This is a genomic window from Deinococcus sp. LM3 (assembly GCF_002017875.1).
Classification (GTDB): domain Bacteria; phylum Deinococcota; class Deinococci; order Deinococcales; family Deinococcaceae; genus Deinococcus.
The window spans coordinates 39,906-53,626 of the sequence record NZ_MUFV01000005.1; the positions used below are offsets into that span (position 1 = coordinate 39,906).

Annotated in this window: 13 protein-coding genes; 4 read left to right on the forward strand and 9 right to left on the reverse strand. The window is 60.9% G+C overall.

What is annotated here, in order from left to right; all coding sequences use genetic code 11:
• Positions 1-215 precede the first annotated feature (215 nt).
• Both BXU09_RS18545 and BXU09_RS20610 read right to left on the reverse strand, forming a co-directional pair.
• On the reverse strand, positions 216-1,229 hold the full coding sequence (locus tag BXU09_RS18545) for an MvdC/MvdD family ATP grasp protein (RefSeq protein WP_205684188.1): 1,014 nt from the start codon (positions 1,227-1,229) through the stop codon (positions 216-218).
• Positions 1,226-1,846, reverse strand: a complete 621-nt coding sequence (locus BXU09_RS20610) for a hypothetical protein (protein WP_144012392.1) — start codon at positions 1,844-1,846, stop codon at positions 1,226-1,228. Before BXU09_RS20610 ends, BXU09_RS18545 begins: the two co-directional genes overlap by 4 nt.
• Before the next feature lie 294 nt (positions 1,847-2,140).
• Between BXU09_RS20610 and BXU09_RS18550 the strand changes: the two genes are divergently transcribed.
• A complete protein-coding gene (locus tag BXU09_RS18550; RefSeq protein ID WP_078305806.1) occupies positions 2,141-4,060 on the forward strand; it encodes a bacterial transcriptional activator domain-containing protein in 1,920 nt (639 codons plus the stop codon).
• A gap of 228 nt (positions 4,061-4,288) precedes the next feature.
• On the opposite strand, the gene BXU09_RS18555 is transcribed toward BXU09_RS18550, so the two are convergent.
• On the reverse strand, positions 4,289-4,741 hold the full coding sequence (locus BXU09_RS18555; RefSeq protein ID WP_078305807.1) for a recombinase family protein: 453 nt from the start codon (positions 4,739-4,741) through the stop codon (positions 4,289-4,291).
• A gap of 466 nt (positions 4,742-5,207) precedes the next feature.
• Between BXU09_RS18555 and BXU09_RS18560 the strand changes: the two genes are divergently transcribed.
• On the forward strand, positions 5,208-5,453 hold the full coding sequence (locus BXU09_RS18560) for a hypothetical protein (protein ID WP_078305808.1): 246 nt from the start codon (positions 5,208-5,210) through the stop codon (positions 5,451-5,453).
• Between the two features lie 312 nt (positions 5,454-5,765).
• On the opposite strand, the gene BXU09_RS18565 is transcribed toward BXU09_RS18560, so the two are convergent.
• The 6 genes from BXU09_RS18565 to BXU09_RS20615 form a co-directional block, all read right to left on the reverse strand.
• Entirely contained in the window at positions 5,766-6,371 is a 606-nt protein-coding gene (locus BXU09_RS18565) for a transposase (protein WP_078305809.1), read from the reverse strand.
• Between the two features lie 93 nt (positions 6,372-6,464).
• Positions 6,465-7,262 (reverse strand): transposase, encoded by a 798-nt coding sequence (locus BXU09_RS18570; RefSeq protein WP_144012394.1) that lies wholly within the window; start codon positions 7,260-7,262, stop codon positions 6,465-6,467.
• A gap of 344 nt (positions 7,263-7,606) precedes the next feature.
• Positions 7,607-8,128 carry a transposase gene (locus BXU09_RS21745; protein ID WP_276205856.1) on the reverse strand — a complete coding sequence of 174 codons (522 nt, stop codon included), beginning with the start codon at positions 8,126-8,128 and terminating at the stop codon, positions 7,607-7,609.
• A gap of 69 nt (positions 8,129-8,197) precedes the next feature.
• Positions 8,198-8,416: a hypothetical protein gene (locus BXU09_RS21750; RefSeq protein ID WP_240501509.1), complete on the reverse strand. Its 219-nt coding sequence runs from the start codon at positions 8,414-8,416 to the stop codon at positions 8,198-8,200.
• A gap of 291 nt (positions 8,417-8,707) precedes the next feature.
• Positions 8,708-9,139, reverse strand: coding sequence for a hypothetical protein (locus BXU09_RS18580; protein ID WP_144012395.1), 432 nt, complete (start codon positions 9,137-9,139; stop codon positions 8,708-8,710).
• A 23-nt stretch (positions 9,140-9,162) separates the two neighbouring features.
• Positions 9,163-10,830, reverse strand: a complete 1,668-nt coding sequence (locus BXU09_RS20615) for a hypothetical protein (RefSeq protein WP_144012396.1) — start codon at positions 10,828-10,830, stop codon at positions 9,163-9,165.
• Positions 10,831-11,635: 805 nt separating this feature from the next.
• Here BXU09_RS20615 and BXU09_RS18585 point away from each other — a divergent pair.
• Positions 11,636-11,875, forward strand: coding sequence for a hypothetical protein (locus tag BXU09_RS18585; protein WP_078305812.1), 240 nt, complete (start codon positions 11,636-11,638; stop codon positions 11,873-11,875).
• A gap of 38 nt (positions 11,876-11,913) precedes the next feature.
• Entirely contained in the window at positions 11,914-13,488 is a 1,575-nt protein-coding gene (locus BXU09_RS18590; protein ID WP_078305813.1) for a HEAT repeat domain-containing protein, read from the forward strand.
• Positions 13,489-13,721: the final 233 nt, after the last annotated feature.

Sequence of the window (13,721 nt, forward strand, 5' to 3'; positions counted from 1 at the left end):
CGTGCTTTGAGATCACTCAGATCCCATTGCTGCATCAGCGTGTTGAAGTCATCTTCCTGATCGGCCAGCCATTGGCCGTTTGCGATTTGCAACACTGGCATACTTTTCTCCTTGTCCAGCCCTTTTCGCGTTACGTGTCCATTGCTGCTCATCGCGCGTCTGCATACCTCGTCTTGGCATCCGAACCGCTCTTCGGAAGAACAGGCCCGTGTCGGCTAGCAAGATCCGCCTGGAGCCGACGCGGCGACTCTTGAGTAAGGGTTGATGTGCTCTGAGCGGTTCGTACCGTTCGCCATGGACTCGAGCTGATCGGCCACAGCCTGACTGATGGGCAGCCCGGTCAGTGATTCGACGAACAGCCACTGCCCAGCCGGGTTGACCTCGAGAAACACGTATTCGCCTGTCTCCGTACGCCGCATGTCGATCGCGCCGTATACCAGTCCGAGCCGTTTCTGCAATGCCAGCAATCTCTTCTCAACTGATTCAGGCAGGGTGACGCTTCTGACGTTGGCTTCCCCGATGACCATTCGCATGTCGACCGGGTAGGACGTGCTGCGTGCGTCCAGTTCGGCGGTGTAGAACTTTTCGCCGACATGAATGATTCTCAGATCGACACCAGGCACATAGTCCTGGAAGATGACGGGAGCTAGGCGGACACTCTCCAGGTGATCAAGGTCTGAGGCTTCCACGAGGCGCGTCTCCCGCCAGGCGTCTGCCATCGCAATGAACGCTTTGAAGACGGTCTGGCAACCCGAGGAACGGTGGATGAACTTCCGCGCGTGATCAGGATCGGTCGTCACCAGGGTGTCTGGTACGACCAGGCCCACCTGCCGTGCCACCGTCCACTGGAGTGGTTTATGGTGTGCGGCGTTGTCGGCAGCGCGCGGATTCATCCATAGGCAGTCCAGCGAATCCAGCATTCCGTCGACAGCCTCGTTCGTCTCGCTCAGGACGAATGCAGCGGCATTGGGATCGGTGACGGCCGGATCGACGGATGGATGTCTGACCCGGCGCCACCAGGCCGCCCGAACGCCCTGCAGATCGAACGTACCGTCAGGCGTCGAAATCACCGCCCAGGTTCCCTCGGAAGAGTTCCATGTGCAGCTCAGACCAGTGCGACCGGGAAAATCTGCGAGATCAATGCGGAGGACATCCAGGCCGCGTTTTTCGAGACGTGCGACGACGTCATCGGTATGCTCCTCGCCTGGGTAGGAGATGGCCAGAATCACTGCTCGCCTGCCTGTCCCATCATGACCATCTCCAGGGCAGAGACGGCAGCGGCATACGCTTCAAGCAGCTGACGCTGTCTGAGGGCCGCCTGAGCGATTTCACTCTCGAGTTGCCTGATGTGTTCCTGAAGCTCAGCCATTTGCGCTGCGGCTTCCGCAGCCTGAGCTTCCTGGGCTGAAGGGGACGCCGCGGCGAACGCCCGACTGGGAGTTGCGAGAACGAACGGCATACTTCCCTGTCCCTGCATGCCAGCAGGATCTAACCACCATGGTATGTCAGGCCAGCGAACGTCAGCCATCGGGGGCTTGCGAGGGTCGAATATGGAATCCTTCCGTATTTCCTTCCAATAGTCTTTGATCGTATCCTTGACTGGCTCCTTTCTTGGATCCTTCCAAGAGTCTTTGGTGGGTTCTTTTCTTGCATCTTTGATGGGGTCCTTCCTGGGATCCTTGAAAATCTTGTCGGAAGCCGGATCTTTGATGGGGTCCTTTGGAAGGTCCTTCAATGGAATCTTGCCCAGATCTTTCAGAGGATTTTTAGAGGCCTTCTTTTCCTCGTTCTGCGACTGCTCGTCTGCGGTTTCGCCCTGCTGATCAGGCTTTTCTGCATCCGACATGCTTCTCCTCCCTCTACGCATTTCGCGAACGCCCTGGATGGCTGCGGCGAATGTGAGGCCCCTCCTGACCTCACTCCCTGCTAACCGCCGATCCCCCCAGAGCCTGTGGATGGATCCGCTAGGGCGAACTGAGCGAGGGTGCACAGGACTAGCGCGAGGTGGTACCGCCAATTACGATACGAGAGCATTCCTTCCCCCTTTCGTGATGCCGCCAGGATGTGGTCCAACGCGTCTGATCAGCGGTCGTCACGCCGTCGAGCGTAGGTCGAGGCCGCTTAGGGCCCGGAGATTCGGATGAGCGAACCGCTTAGAATTCCGTCGTCGACACACAGTCCGGTCCTGCACGCCCTGCTGGATGGGGAGTTTGAAGAAGGTCTGCAGCTACGCAAAGCGATGCCATCCACCGGAACCTGGGACGATGTATGGCTGGCGCTGTGCCTCATGCACCTGGGCCGACGGGCAGAGGCGCTCGGCATTCTTCTGAAGCTCCGTGCGGCTGGCCTCGAGGACGCCGCGCCTGTCGCCGCGATCGCATACCGCTTCGAGGGCAGCCTGGAGATGGCGGCGGAGCTGCTGGCCGATCTGGATGCCTGGCGGTTGACGTCATTCGGGGAGGCGGTCGCGTGGCGTGAGCGGAGCATGTTGGCCTTCGCATCGGGTCGTCTGACGGAAGCGCTGGCCGCCGCACAGCGTGCCTGGCGCATGGCCGTCATCGACGAGACCGCCAGTCTCTTTCTGCCAGGCTTCGCATCGGCCCTCGCCCTGGTCCTGAGCACGCTGGGACAGGATCACGCAGCCAGCAGCTACATCCGTCAGGCGCTCCCACTCGGGTCCGTGGCGCAGCGGGCCCCTCTCCTGTGGACACTGGCCGGCTGCCTGGCCCGGGCCGGGGACTTCGCTGGGGCGCAGGAGGCGCTCAACCAGTTGCAGGCGTCGCCTCTGAGCCCCCAGGCGCAACCCCTGCTGGCCTACCACCGTGGTGTTTTCGCTCGTCTCCAGGGGGTACCGGAAGAAGCGGTCGCCGCCTTCGGTCAGGCCGCAGCACTCGCCCGGCAATCTGGCCAGCTCGAAACGGAGGTGTATGCAGCCGCCTCTCTCTCCGTCATCGCGGCCGAACAGGGAAACGTCGCGGACGCGCGCGTGCACCTGTCAAGGGCACGCCACCGTGCCGTGGGTTCCCGGGCTGAGGCTCTCTGTGACCTGCAGGCGGCGGCACTCCAGGCCAGTGAGGACCATCCGGGGGCGATCGATCAGCTGCGGAGCTGCGCCAGTCGCCTCACGGAGCTCGGTCTGCGACGTGAGGTCGGGGAAGCGTGGATCGTCATTGCCGACACCCACGCACGCCAGGGAGAGGAGACAGCGGCCCTGGCGGCCTTCAAATCGGCTGCTGAGGCGCGTGCCGCCCTGGGGGCGAACGTGACCCTCGCGGCATCGGTGGACGCGCGCCCGGCCCTGCGCCGCCTCCTGGTCAGTCAGGCTGCTCAGGGCACGCTGGGAAGCCTGGTCACCCTGTGGGAGGACCTCCAGCAGTTGCAGCGGTCTCGTCCTGAGGCACTGGTGCTCACGACCCTGGGTGGGTACGGGTTACGACTGGGTGAGTTGCCAGTCAAACTCAACGTGGGCCTGAGACGCGCCGTCGAGCTGCTCGCCTACCTGCTGCTGAGGAAGGAAGCGACGCTGGAACAGTTGCAGACGTACGTGTTCGAGCAGTGCGCTCCCCAGGCGGCGCGGGATTACCTGCATGTGGCGCGACATGGGCTGACACGGGCCGTTCCGGGCCTTCAGCTGCCCTTCGACCGGGACCGTGGTGTCTACCGGGTGATCCTGACGGGACGACCACTCCACTGGGATGTCGCGCTGGTCCGGGCAGCCCTGCAGGAAGGTACCCCTGGCGGCGTCACGTGCGCAGCCGAACTTCTGGCCGGACCGTTTCTCCCCTGGTCGGCAGCCACGTGGGCCGCGGAAGAGAGGGCGGAGCTGGAATGGGAGTTGCAGCGCGTGGGCGTGCGTGTCGCGCGTGACCTGCAGGCGCGCGGTCAGTCCGGCAAGTCGGAACGCATGCTCCGCGCCCTGGTGCGCGTCCATCCGACCGAGTTGACTTTGCATGAGCTGCTCGCTCAGGCGGTGCAGGCGTCACAGGGGAGCGATGCGGCTGAGTTGGAGAAGAAGCATAGCCAGCATGTCCTGGCGCGCGAACTCGACGATCCGGTATGAACACGTCCCGATGGAAAAGAGGCCGGATGAACTGAAAGCGTTTCTGCTGTCGAGGCGAAGCTCGGCTTCGGCTGCCGAGAAGTGGTTCGCCGGTCACGTTAGGGGATTCGGTGCCCTCAGGCCAGTTGGGCAGATCCGCGTTATCTGCGCGGCGCTCCAGGACGATGTCGGTGTCGGCGTCCATGTCGTTCAGGTGCTGTTCTTCCCAGTGCAGTTGGCACGCCTCTGTCATGCCACAGTCTCCCCCAGATGCGGAACGGCGCTCAGATGACCGTCCTTCATTGGCGCTGCACCGCTCTTGATGGGCGTGCGGAGTTGGTCGGCGAGCGTATTTGCCGAGCTTGAGCCCCGGGCCTTGTGGGCGGCGAGGGCTGCCTTTGTGTGGGCAGAGATCCACTGCGCTACCCGCTCGGCGACGGCCGCCATGACGTGGATGGTGAGGTTGTCGGCTTCGGGCATGTCGACGGCGAGGAAACGGGCGAGACGGTCGAGCCTGGCGATGAGAAGGACGCCACCGATGCGGCGGGCGCGGTTGAGAGCGGCCTCCAGTTGTGGCCGTCGGCGTTTCCGTGTGCCAGTTTCGGTCTCGGTGAATTCGAGGACGAGTTCGAGGTCCTTCTCAATGGTGACAAGAAGGACGCCCGGCCAGAGAACCTGCTCGTTCTGCAGGCCGATGAGCACATCTGGGTGGAATGGCTGCTCCGGCGCTGGCGTCAGGGCCAGCCCTTTCTTCTGCAGGATGCCATTCCCGAAAACCTGAAAACCTGTTTTCCTGCATGAATGGGGGAACGGCTGACTGAATATGGCAGCTGAGAGTGCGGGCAGCCGCGCTCACGAGGTTTAGGGCGGCCAGAAGGTACTTCCTGGCTCACCGGTCCGGGACGGACCAGATTCGCCGACCAGACGTCAGGCGTGCGGCTGGAGTGAGACGCCCACACTGCCCAACCCACTGAGGAAGGAGTGGACCGTCAGTTACCGGAGTCTGCATGCGCCAGTCGAAGTTTTTACCTGAGCGTGTCCAGGGGGAGGCGGTGACGTATCTACGGCACCAGCTGCAGCCCAGGAGCGCTACCTTACGCCGGGCTGCGGGAGCGCGGCCTCCCGGGCATACCGGGCGTGCTGGGGCTTGAAGACGTCCAGCAGGGATATGGAGGGCGATATGGGTACAGGTAAGGGCACCGGCAAGGGCGGCGCGCGCCCCAACAGCGGGCCAGCGACCGCCATCCCAACGGGAACGGGCAGCAAAGAGAAAATCACCGTTAACATCGGCAGCGACCAGCTCGACCGGCTGCGCGCCCTGCACCCCAAACTTGCGGAAGCCACGCCCCAGGACCTGGTGCGGGCCGCTGTCTGGCTGGCCCTCGGGGAGGATCTCGACCGGCTCACTTCCTGAAGTGCCTAGCGCGTCCCGGTCGCCGGGGTTGCCGCTACGGCCTGTTCCTGGCGGGGAGGATGCTTGGCCACCCTGGCATGGGAGCACCCACACGCCGCATGGGGGCACCCATGCCCAACTGCCCCGGCGGTTCACGCACAATGGGCCGGTCCTCATGTCCACGACTTCGCGTTGTAGCCTCAATCGACTTTGTTGGCGAATTCGAAACCTGCTGTTCGGCGGGGCGGATCATCGTGACTCGGCAACGAGAAATGCGGAGTATGGAAGCTCTCACCTGAATTCGCCAACAAAGTCTGGACTTTGTTGGCGAATTCAGGCAACGGGACGCAGAGCAGCAAACTGAGAGAGTCGATCTTTCCAGCGCGGCTTTTCCAAGATCCAGTCGACTACGCGGACCAAATTGATCGCCGCCCCAATACAGGCGTGCTGAAGGCTAGTTTTCTTCAATCCCCGATATCGTGCCCGCCGCAGGCCGAAGGCCCTGACCCCCTGTGACATGGTCGCTTCTATCCCTGCCCGGCGCTGGTACAGCCCCTGCCAAGTTCCGTTGGATTCCAGTGTGCGTGCGAGATTCAAGGCTTCCTGTACTGCCTGCGGCTGGAAGGTGAGGATCCGGAGTGCACCCCTGGTGCACTTCTCTTTCAGTTCACAGGTTTTGCAGCTCTTCTTGGCAAATTTGGCGTAGATGGTCGGCGTGCCATACGGCCCAGGGCGCTCAACCCAGGAACTGGTCTGGGCCCCATTGGGGCAGGTCACGACCTGCCCGTCCCAATCCACCCGGAAGGCCGTGAAGTCGAAGGCTCCTTCGGTCTTGGCTTGCCAGCTCTTGTCCCGGCGGGCAGGGCCGATCAGATCAATCCCGAATGTCGCATGGGACGTGGCCAGCAGTTCAGCATCCACGTACCCGGAGTCGACTATTGATAACGGCGTAAATCCGCATCACCTGTACTGACATGCAAGGCGTCCTGGCCAGCGTCCTTCCAGCACAGGAGAGTGATGAGCAATGTCAACTTACGCCGGTATCAATAAGTGCTCGTCCGGCAACAAGTTTTTGTCGGAAAGGGCTTGATGGAGTACAGCAGTCATACTGACATCGGGGACCGTCGCCAGAGTGGTGTCGACATGGGTGATCAGATGGGGTCGCTCGTTGTCGCAGGTCTCCGAGAGATGAACCCGGTAGCCGATCCAGTTGGAACCTGCTTTGTTCCCGCACCGTGTATCTGTGTCATACGGCGATTCGAATCGCTCTGCCGCAGGCAGCAGCTCCGCACCAGGCAGCCAGGAGGCTTTGCCATCAACTTCTTTGAAGTGATGCGCCCATGCCAAACGGAGGGTGTGGACCGAGGACAGAGCGCACATCGTCAGGCACTGTTCGTCGCTGTCCAGAGCGGCCAGAAGCTTGAACCCGTCAGTACCTACCTGTTCAGCGTAAGCCTGCCGTGCTGCTTGCCCTTTGGGCAAGCGCGTGTCTTCGATTCGGTGGCCGTAGCGGGTGAACCATTCAAATGCAGCCACCTGCTGAATCCATTCCGGGAACTGTGCGGTGAGTTGATTCAACGCGGCCCGCATCGTTTCCCCGACCAATTCAGTGCGGTTGAGCAGGCGAATGGCCGCCAGAACATGGGTCGAGTCGCTGCGCTGCTGGCCATGCGCTTTGACCAGCCCTTGCTCCCTGAAGCGCTCCAGCATGGTGTTCACGAGCAGTGTTTCTGCGTTCCCATTGACCAGCCGACGTCGGAATTCGCTGAGTACGGAGAAGTCGAAGCCGGTGTCCGTCAATTCCAGGTTCAGCAGGTACTTGAGATCAATACGGGCACGAACCTAGTCGGCCATCCGGCGATCAGTCAGGTTCTCTGCGAACTGTACGAGGGTCACGAGAGCGAGCTGACTGGGGGAAAACGCGGGTTGTCCCCGACGCGGGTAGAGCTGAACGAAGTCTTGGTCGGTGAAGAGCGAACCGAACTCATCCCGAAATCGCAGGTATGGATTCCCTTTGCGAAAGGCAGCGCGAGCGACACGAGCCGTTTCGGCGGGAACCTCACTGACAGATTTTGGTTGTAGGCTCATGGCTCAGTGTGAACCCGAGTCATGAATTTGACGATCCCCGAATTCGCCAACAAAGCCGAATGTTATTAACCTCGGGTGCTAGGGGTTCAGTAGCCTCCGAAATAGAGGCCCAAGTTGTGGGCGGCGATCTTGCGACACACGTGTGCCCGAATGGATCTCTCCGAATTCAACTGTGGCAACATCAAGTGAAAAGAACGATCCAGACGTGAAAAAACAGTCTCGATCGTTTTCCTCACCCATCGCATCGCCCCCCACCAGTGGCGTGGCTTCTTGAAGTTTTTCTTCGGCTGGGCATACACGCCACAGCCCTGGTACCCTCGATCGCCCAGGACCAACGCCGCTTCCTGGGGATCCAAGAGCGCCCGTGCCACGGGTGGGTCTCCCTCTCTCCCAGGGACAATAGCAAAGCGCACGAGCATGCCGTGATCGACGATCACGGCATGCAGCTTGAACCCGTAGAAGAAGCCGGTTCTGCCGTATCCACCGTGTCCGCCGCGGCCACTCGTCGCGGTGGTCATGCTCCTTGGCCGTTTGTGTCGGGCTCCAACGCAGTACACGAGCGGTTTGCTGTCGATGACATAGACGGTGTCGTCATCGAAGTGGGGCAATCGGAGCGCGAGGTCGGCATAGATCCGCTCAAGGTTCAGTTGGATGCGGAGATACCGGGAGCGATCGGGTCAGGAGGGAAAGAGGAAGGTGTAGGTGACGCGTACCTGAGCGAACCACTGCTGTGCCGAGGGCTGGTGGAGGAGTTCACCGACGAGTGCGATGGTCATGAGCTCGGCGTAACTGGCCTTCTGGTTGGGTTCGTCGGGTAATGTGAACAGGCCGCTGCGGGCAGCGGCCTTGAGGTAGTCGTCGACGTAGACGTAAATGATCGTGAAGAGGTCGGTCACAGTAGACTGGTGCAGCGGAAGTTCTTTGGTAGGCATACCGGAGCTTCCGCTTTTTCTGTCTCGTCGCCAACCCCTAGCACCCGAGGTTATTACCCGTACGAGGATGTGAAACGACGCGCGTTTAACCGGCTGTTCGCCTCGCGAATGATGGCCAATCTGGGTTTGTCACAGCGATTCGTTGAATTGGAGGAACATCCGTCCAGGCCGCTGGATCTTGGCGTTAAAGCCGCTTGAACCTGTCCGCACTATTGATGAGGTACCTTCCTTCATGCCTTTCGAGGCGTTTGATCCTCAGTGTAAGCGTCTCGAAGCATGCCACAGCGCCGTTGCAGCAGCGACAAGCGCAATGCCACCGAGCGCCGCTGGAAGGAGGGCGAGCGTTCCCCCGAATCCACCCAGCGTGCTCCACAAAGTCAGGAGTGCAGCCGTCACCAGGGCAGCAAGGCCGTGTTGTGTCCAGGCCGTGCGGCCAAATGCGCTGAGCAACGCCGCTGGGAACAAGGTCAGGAGGCCCAGGCGGAGGAAGTCTGGCCACGTGGCTTCTATGTTGCGCCACAAGGCCTGAGGACTGTACCACGCCTCATTCAAACGGAACGCTTCGCCATACCGAAGGGCGAGCAGGACCAACAAGAAGACGATGACGCTACTCAATGTGTACGTCAGCGCCCGGCGCAGTGCTAGGGGGACGTCTTGTATGGATGATTGCCTCATGACCTGTTCCATGTCGTCACTGTAGTTCGCCACCCTTATTCTTTCGTGACACCCAGACCGGTCAGCACCTTCCGGGCACCATCCATGAAGGGTGTGTTCGTCGGATTTTTATGATCGCCGGCGTAAACCAGGCCAGCGGCACTCGCCCCGTCCGTCCACTGGGCGCCTGCCGTCGCGTTCAAACCCAGAAAGACGTCACAGAAGGCCTTCAGCTCGACCGCAGGCTTATTCTGATCACTCGAGACGAAGATCAGACGATTGTTTCCGAAACCGAAGGCGGTATTGAACTTCGCTTCTCCATTGGGATCTAGGAGTGAGCTGCACCCACCATCACGAATGATGGATGTCGATGACGCTGCCTGATTGAAGGTAAACGTCGGATCACCGTAGCTGGTTGTCCCCGCTGGCTTGATCAGGATTCGAGCCTTCAGTCCAGTGCCATCCTCCTGAGCAAAGGAGACAGCGGCTTCGCCTTTATCGCTCTGGGTGTATTTGAGGGAGTTCTGAATGCGCAGAGTAAAATCCGGCGTTCCGTTTTGCGTGCCGAAGTTCAAGCCCTCCGTGCCGGTCCATGCTGGACCATTGATGGCAACAAATGCCCTCATCGCGGTGGCGTGGTCTTTGATATTCCGGAGGTAGAAGTAGTTTCGGCCATCGGATTTGGTTTGATAGAAATCTCCAAGGCCAATTCTAAACTTGTAGAGTGGCTTGGTCATATCAACGATTACAACGTGGACATACGGAGCGATGTTTAGACAATCTGTGGTGTACAGACTCCCTGATGAAGCGATGCGTGCTTTATATGTTTCCAAATTCGCTCGAAGCGCGTTGAAGCATTGACTGGTATCGGTTGCCTGCGCACTCACCACTTGAGGCAACGCCTCCGCCGTCCCGTCCTCAAACTGCATAAAAGGTTTGTTGGTCGTGATGCTCAGATTCTGAAGGGATGTCAGCGTCGCGGTGAAGGCGCCATTTTCGTAGCGTGCATCAGGCACCGGCTGTCCACCGGACGTCAAGACGTAATCTGAGACCTTCAGTCCTTTTGGCAACCGGTCTATGCTGAAGGGCACGCGAACCTTCAGTGGTGAGCGAAATGTCACTGGAGAGCCAAAAACAACGCGTCCTGCTGGCTCTGTCGTGGGCCGATCGGCGACCCCCATGATGGCGGCGTCTTTCAAGGCACCTTTCGGGACAGTGAGGGTTAAACCGCTCTCAAAGGTGAACGTCGAGCTGCCAGTGGTGGTGAGGCCAGCAACGAGCGTACTGTCGCCAGGCACAACGCCTGAGGCCAGGTAGGCGGGCACCAGATCACCTCCCGCGTTCAGGGTACCGAGTGGCTTGGCGAGGGACAGAAAGATTTCCTGGCGAGCCCCAGCGACCACCGAGACAGGTGTGTCGAGGGTCAGGGCTGTGGCTTGAATGCCTGCGTCGGTGCTAGGAACGAGCAAGTTGACGCGGTTGTATGTGCCCGCTGGAACGATCACATCTGCGACAAGTGCAGCCCCTTGCTTGTTCCACCGATATGGGTCAATCAGACCAGGACCGGTCAAACGGTAGCAGCCCGTCGCCCCACAGAGCTCAATGGCTTCTACATACAAAGGCGTCAAAGACTGGGCCTGAAGACCGGCTTCAAGTTGAAGGTTGATCCGGACGCGCGCATCGGCGGCGCCATAGGTGCCGTCACTGCTGTAAGGAGAGGCCACCTGTACGGTGGTGCTACTGATTTAGGGGACTTGGGAGCAGGACGCCAGACAAGCTGACACCAGTACGAACGCTGAAAATTTTTTCATTAGATTCTCCAGAAGACAAGAAATTGGCTCGGAGGCTTGTTAAGCCTGAGCAGGTTCATACTGCCAACAGAATTTCTGCTGTGTTGCCTCATTTGACGAAAAAAAGAATTTCGTGATCGATCAATGAACTTTGGAATTCTACCCCGTTTAGGGCTCGCGCTATGAACGTTTCAATCGCTCCCACAGGGCAAAAAATGGAGACGGTATGGCTAGATACCGTCTTTGGGCCGAGGAGAGCGAGATCGGGAAAGTCATTTTTGGCCACCGACCAGGGGGCCTCTGTGTCGCCGTGTAGTCCGGCACGGGCACCGTTGGGAACGACGGGCCGATGCACCCCGTGGGGCATAGGTCATACGCGTTGTAGCCTCAATCGACTTTGTTGGCGAATTCGAAACCTGCTGTTCGGCGGAGCGGATCATCGTGACTCGGCAACGAGAAATGCGGAGTATGGAAGCTCTCACCTGAATTCGCCAACAGAGTCCTCAATCGCCCGGAAACCCCTTTTAAGGGCTTAATTGCCGTCCCAGTCGTCATCTACGTGGGTAGGTTAGGGCATTTCAGAGATCGGTGGAGAAGTTCGCACTTTCGATCTGACTTTGTTGGCGAATTCGAGACCTGTTGTTCTGAGGGGCGGATCATCGCGACTCGACAACGAGAAATGCGGGGTCTGGGAGCCGTCACCTGAATTCGCCAACAGAGTCGATTGAGGCTAGAACGCGTGGCCCGGCCACGCACGGACCTGTGGGGCAACCTCACCGACCGGACGGGCGTGCAGCACCTGAGCGTCGCGCCCGCGCGGCGTCCCAACGGCACCCGCTTCTGCGCCCTGGGGCAGTTGCGCCGCGTGGACCCTTCCGAGCAGCTGGTCATCCTGCGGACGTTCAAGAACGGCTCGCACGGCCACACCCTGAGCCTGCGCTTCCGCGCGACCAAGACCGTCCTGCGGGGCATCGACTGAGCTGCAGTGCGCTCCACTGGCCAGTAGAGTCGGGTGTCATGTCTTCCCTCTCCTCAGACCTGCTCGACATGTTCCGCACGACATGGCGCCAGATGTGGGCCGACCATCCGGACGGCCTGCCCGCTGACGTCATGGACGCCACCAAGGCGGCCCTGACAGCCCAGTTCGAACCGATGCTCCTCGGACAGCCAGAACAGGTCCTCACGGCCCTCCAGTTCGCTGCAGGCGAAGGTGGCACAGAGTACGACGTCACCTATGAATTCCCGACGATCCTCCTGGATGTGTTGACGCGGATCGATCACGACGGGCAGGTACTCATGACCGTTGCTGGCGACCAGGCGCAGCCATGGTTCCTTCGACGCGCGGCCATTCAGGAACTGGGGACCCGGACCCGATCAGACCTCATTCCCCTGCTGCGTCAAGTGCTCACCGACGATGACACCGAGGGCGAGGTCCGGACGGCTGCGGTGTTCGCGCTGGTCGAGCAGAACGACCGCGACAGCCTGGATCTGATGCGCACCCTCGGCACGGAGGAGCCCTGGTTTGATGCCGCGGGCCCACTCCTGGAGGGGCGTGGACGACTGGGTGATCTCACGGCCACCCGCGACCTGATCACACTGGCAGCCGATCCCTGGCCCCACCGATCCACCCCAGGTCAGAACGGCTTAGCCTCCCTGGAAGCGCAGGTGGGCGGACTGGAACCCCTCGTGGAAGCCCTGCAGGGTGCGTCCGATCCGCACGGACCAGTCGTGCCCCGGGAATCGGAGAACACGACCCGCCTCCCTGACCTTCCGCTGGTGGACCGACTGCACCGTCTGGCGACCACAGATCCTGTGGCCCCCGTGCGGAACTGGGCGATAGCGCGCCTGGCTGAACTGGATCCCGCCCGGGCCGCCGAATGCCTACTCCTGGCGCTCAGCGATCCTGACTGGCTGGTGCTCAAAACGTCCAGTGACGCGCTGAGTGCCCTCACGCCTGCCCCGGTGGCCGAATTGCACGCGCGAGTGAATGACCCGGAGGTCGGCATCGACGAGCGGCGCTGGGCGGCTCGTACGCTGCTTCTGCTCGGAGAATCCGTTGACCTGAGCACACTGCCGGACGCGCAGGTCCCGCTGCCCTCTTCGGTACCAGGTGAGGTCCGGTCCGCGATCGTACGCGTCTATGCGCCGCTTTCGGAATCGGGGACGGACGTGCGCTGGCTGATGGAGGCGTTGATCCTCCCCCGCTGGAGTGAGGAGGAGGCCGCGGGCATTGTGGCTGAGCACGGGCGCGTGGTACAGGCACTTCGAATGGCCGGTGTCGTCGTCGGGGATCCCGTCGAGGCGGGTGACTGGCACCAGCAGGGTGGAGGAACGTATGTGGTGCTTCCCCTGGAGGGCGGGAATCTGAGCCTCAGCACGTTGGGACGCTTCGCAGCTGAGGACGATTGGAGCAGCGAGGGCACCCATTCGGCGGCGGTCCTCGAGCAGATCCGCCTGACGCTGGCATCGGTGGGCTGGCAGTGGCTGGATGAGACGATCAGATCGGTCGCGGTGCCGGGACTCCACGTGTACTCCTTCGGGAGGCGGGAGGCGCTTCATGTCGGGGAACTGCTGTTCTACTGGCAGGACTGACACGCAGAGTTGAGGTAGAGGGTCTTCGGAGTGACCTCAGTCGGATCAATGCCCCGGGCTCCTCGATAAACTCCTCACTCTGCAGCCCAGGGCATCAGGGCAGCGCGTGACTGGTCTGCTCCCCTGAAACTGCACGGCGTGAAGTAGAGAGTCAGACTCACCTGAGCCGAGTCTCCAGTCGAAAGTGTCCAAGCTTTAGAGCCAGGCCAGAAGAAGCTTTCGAGTGGATCAGC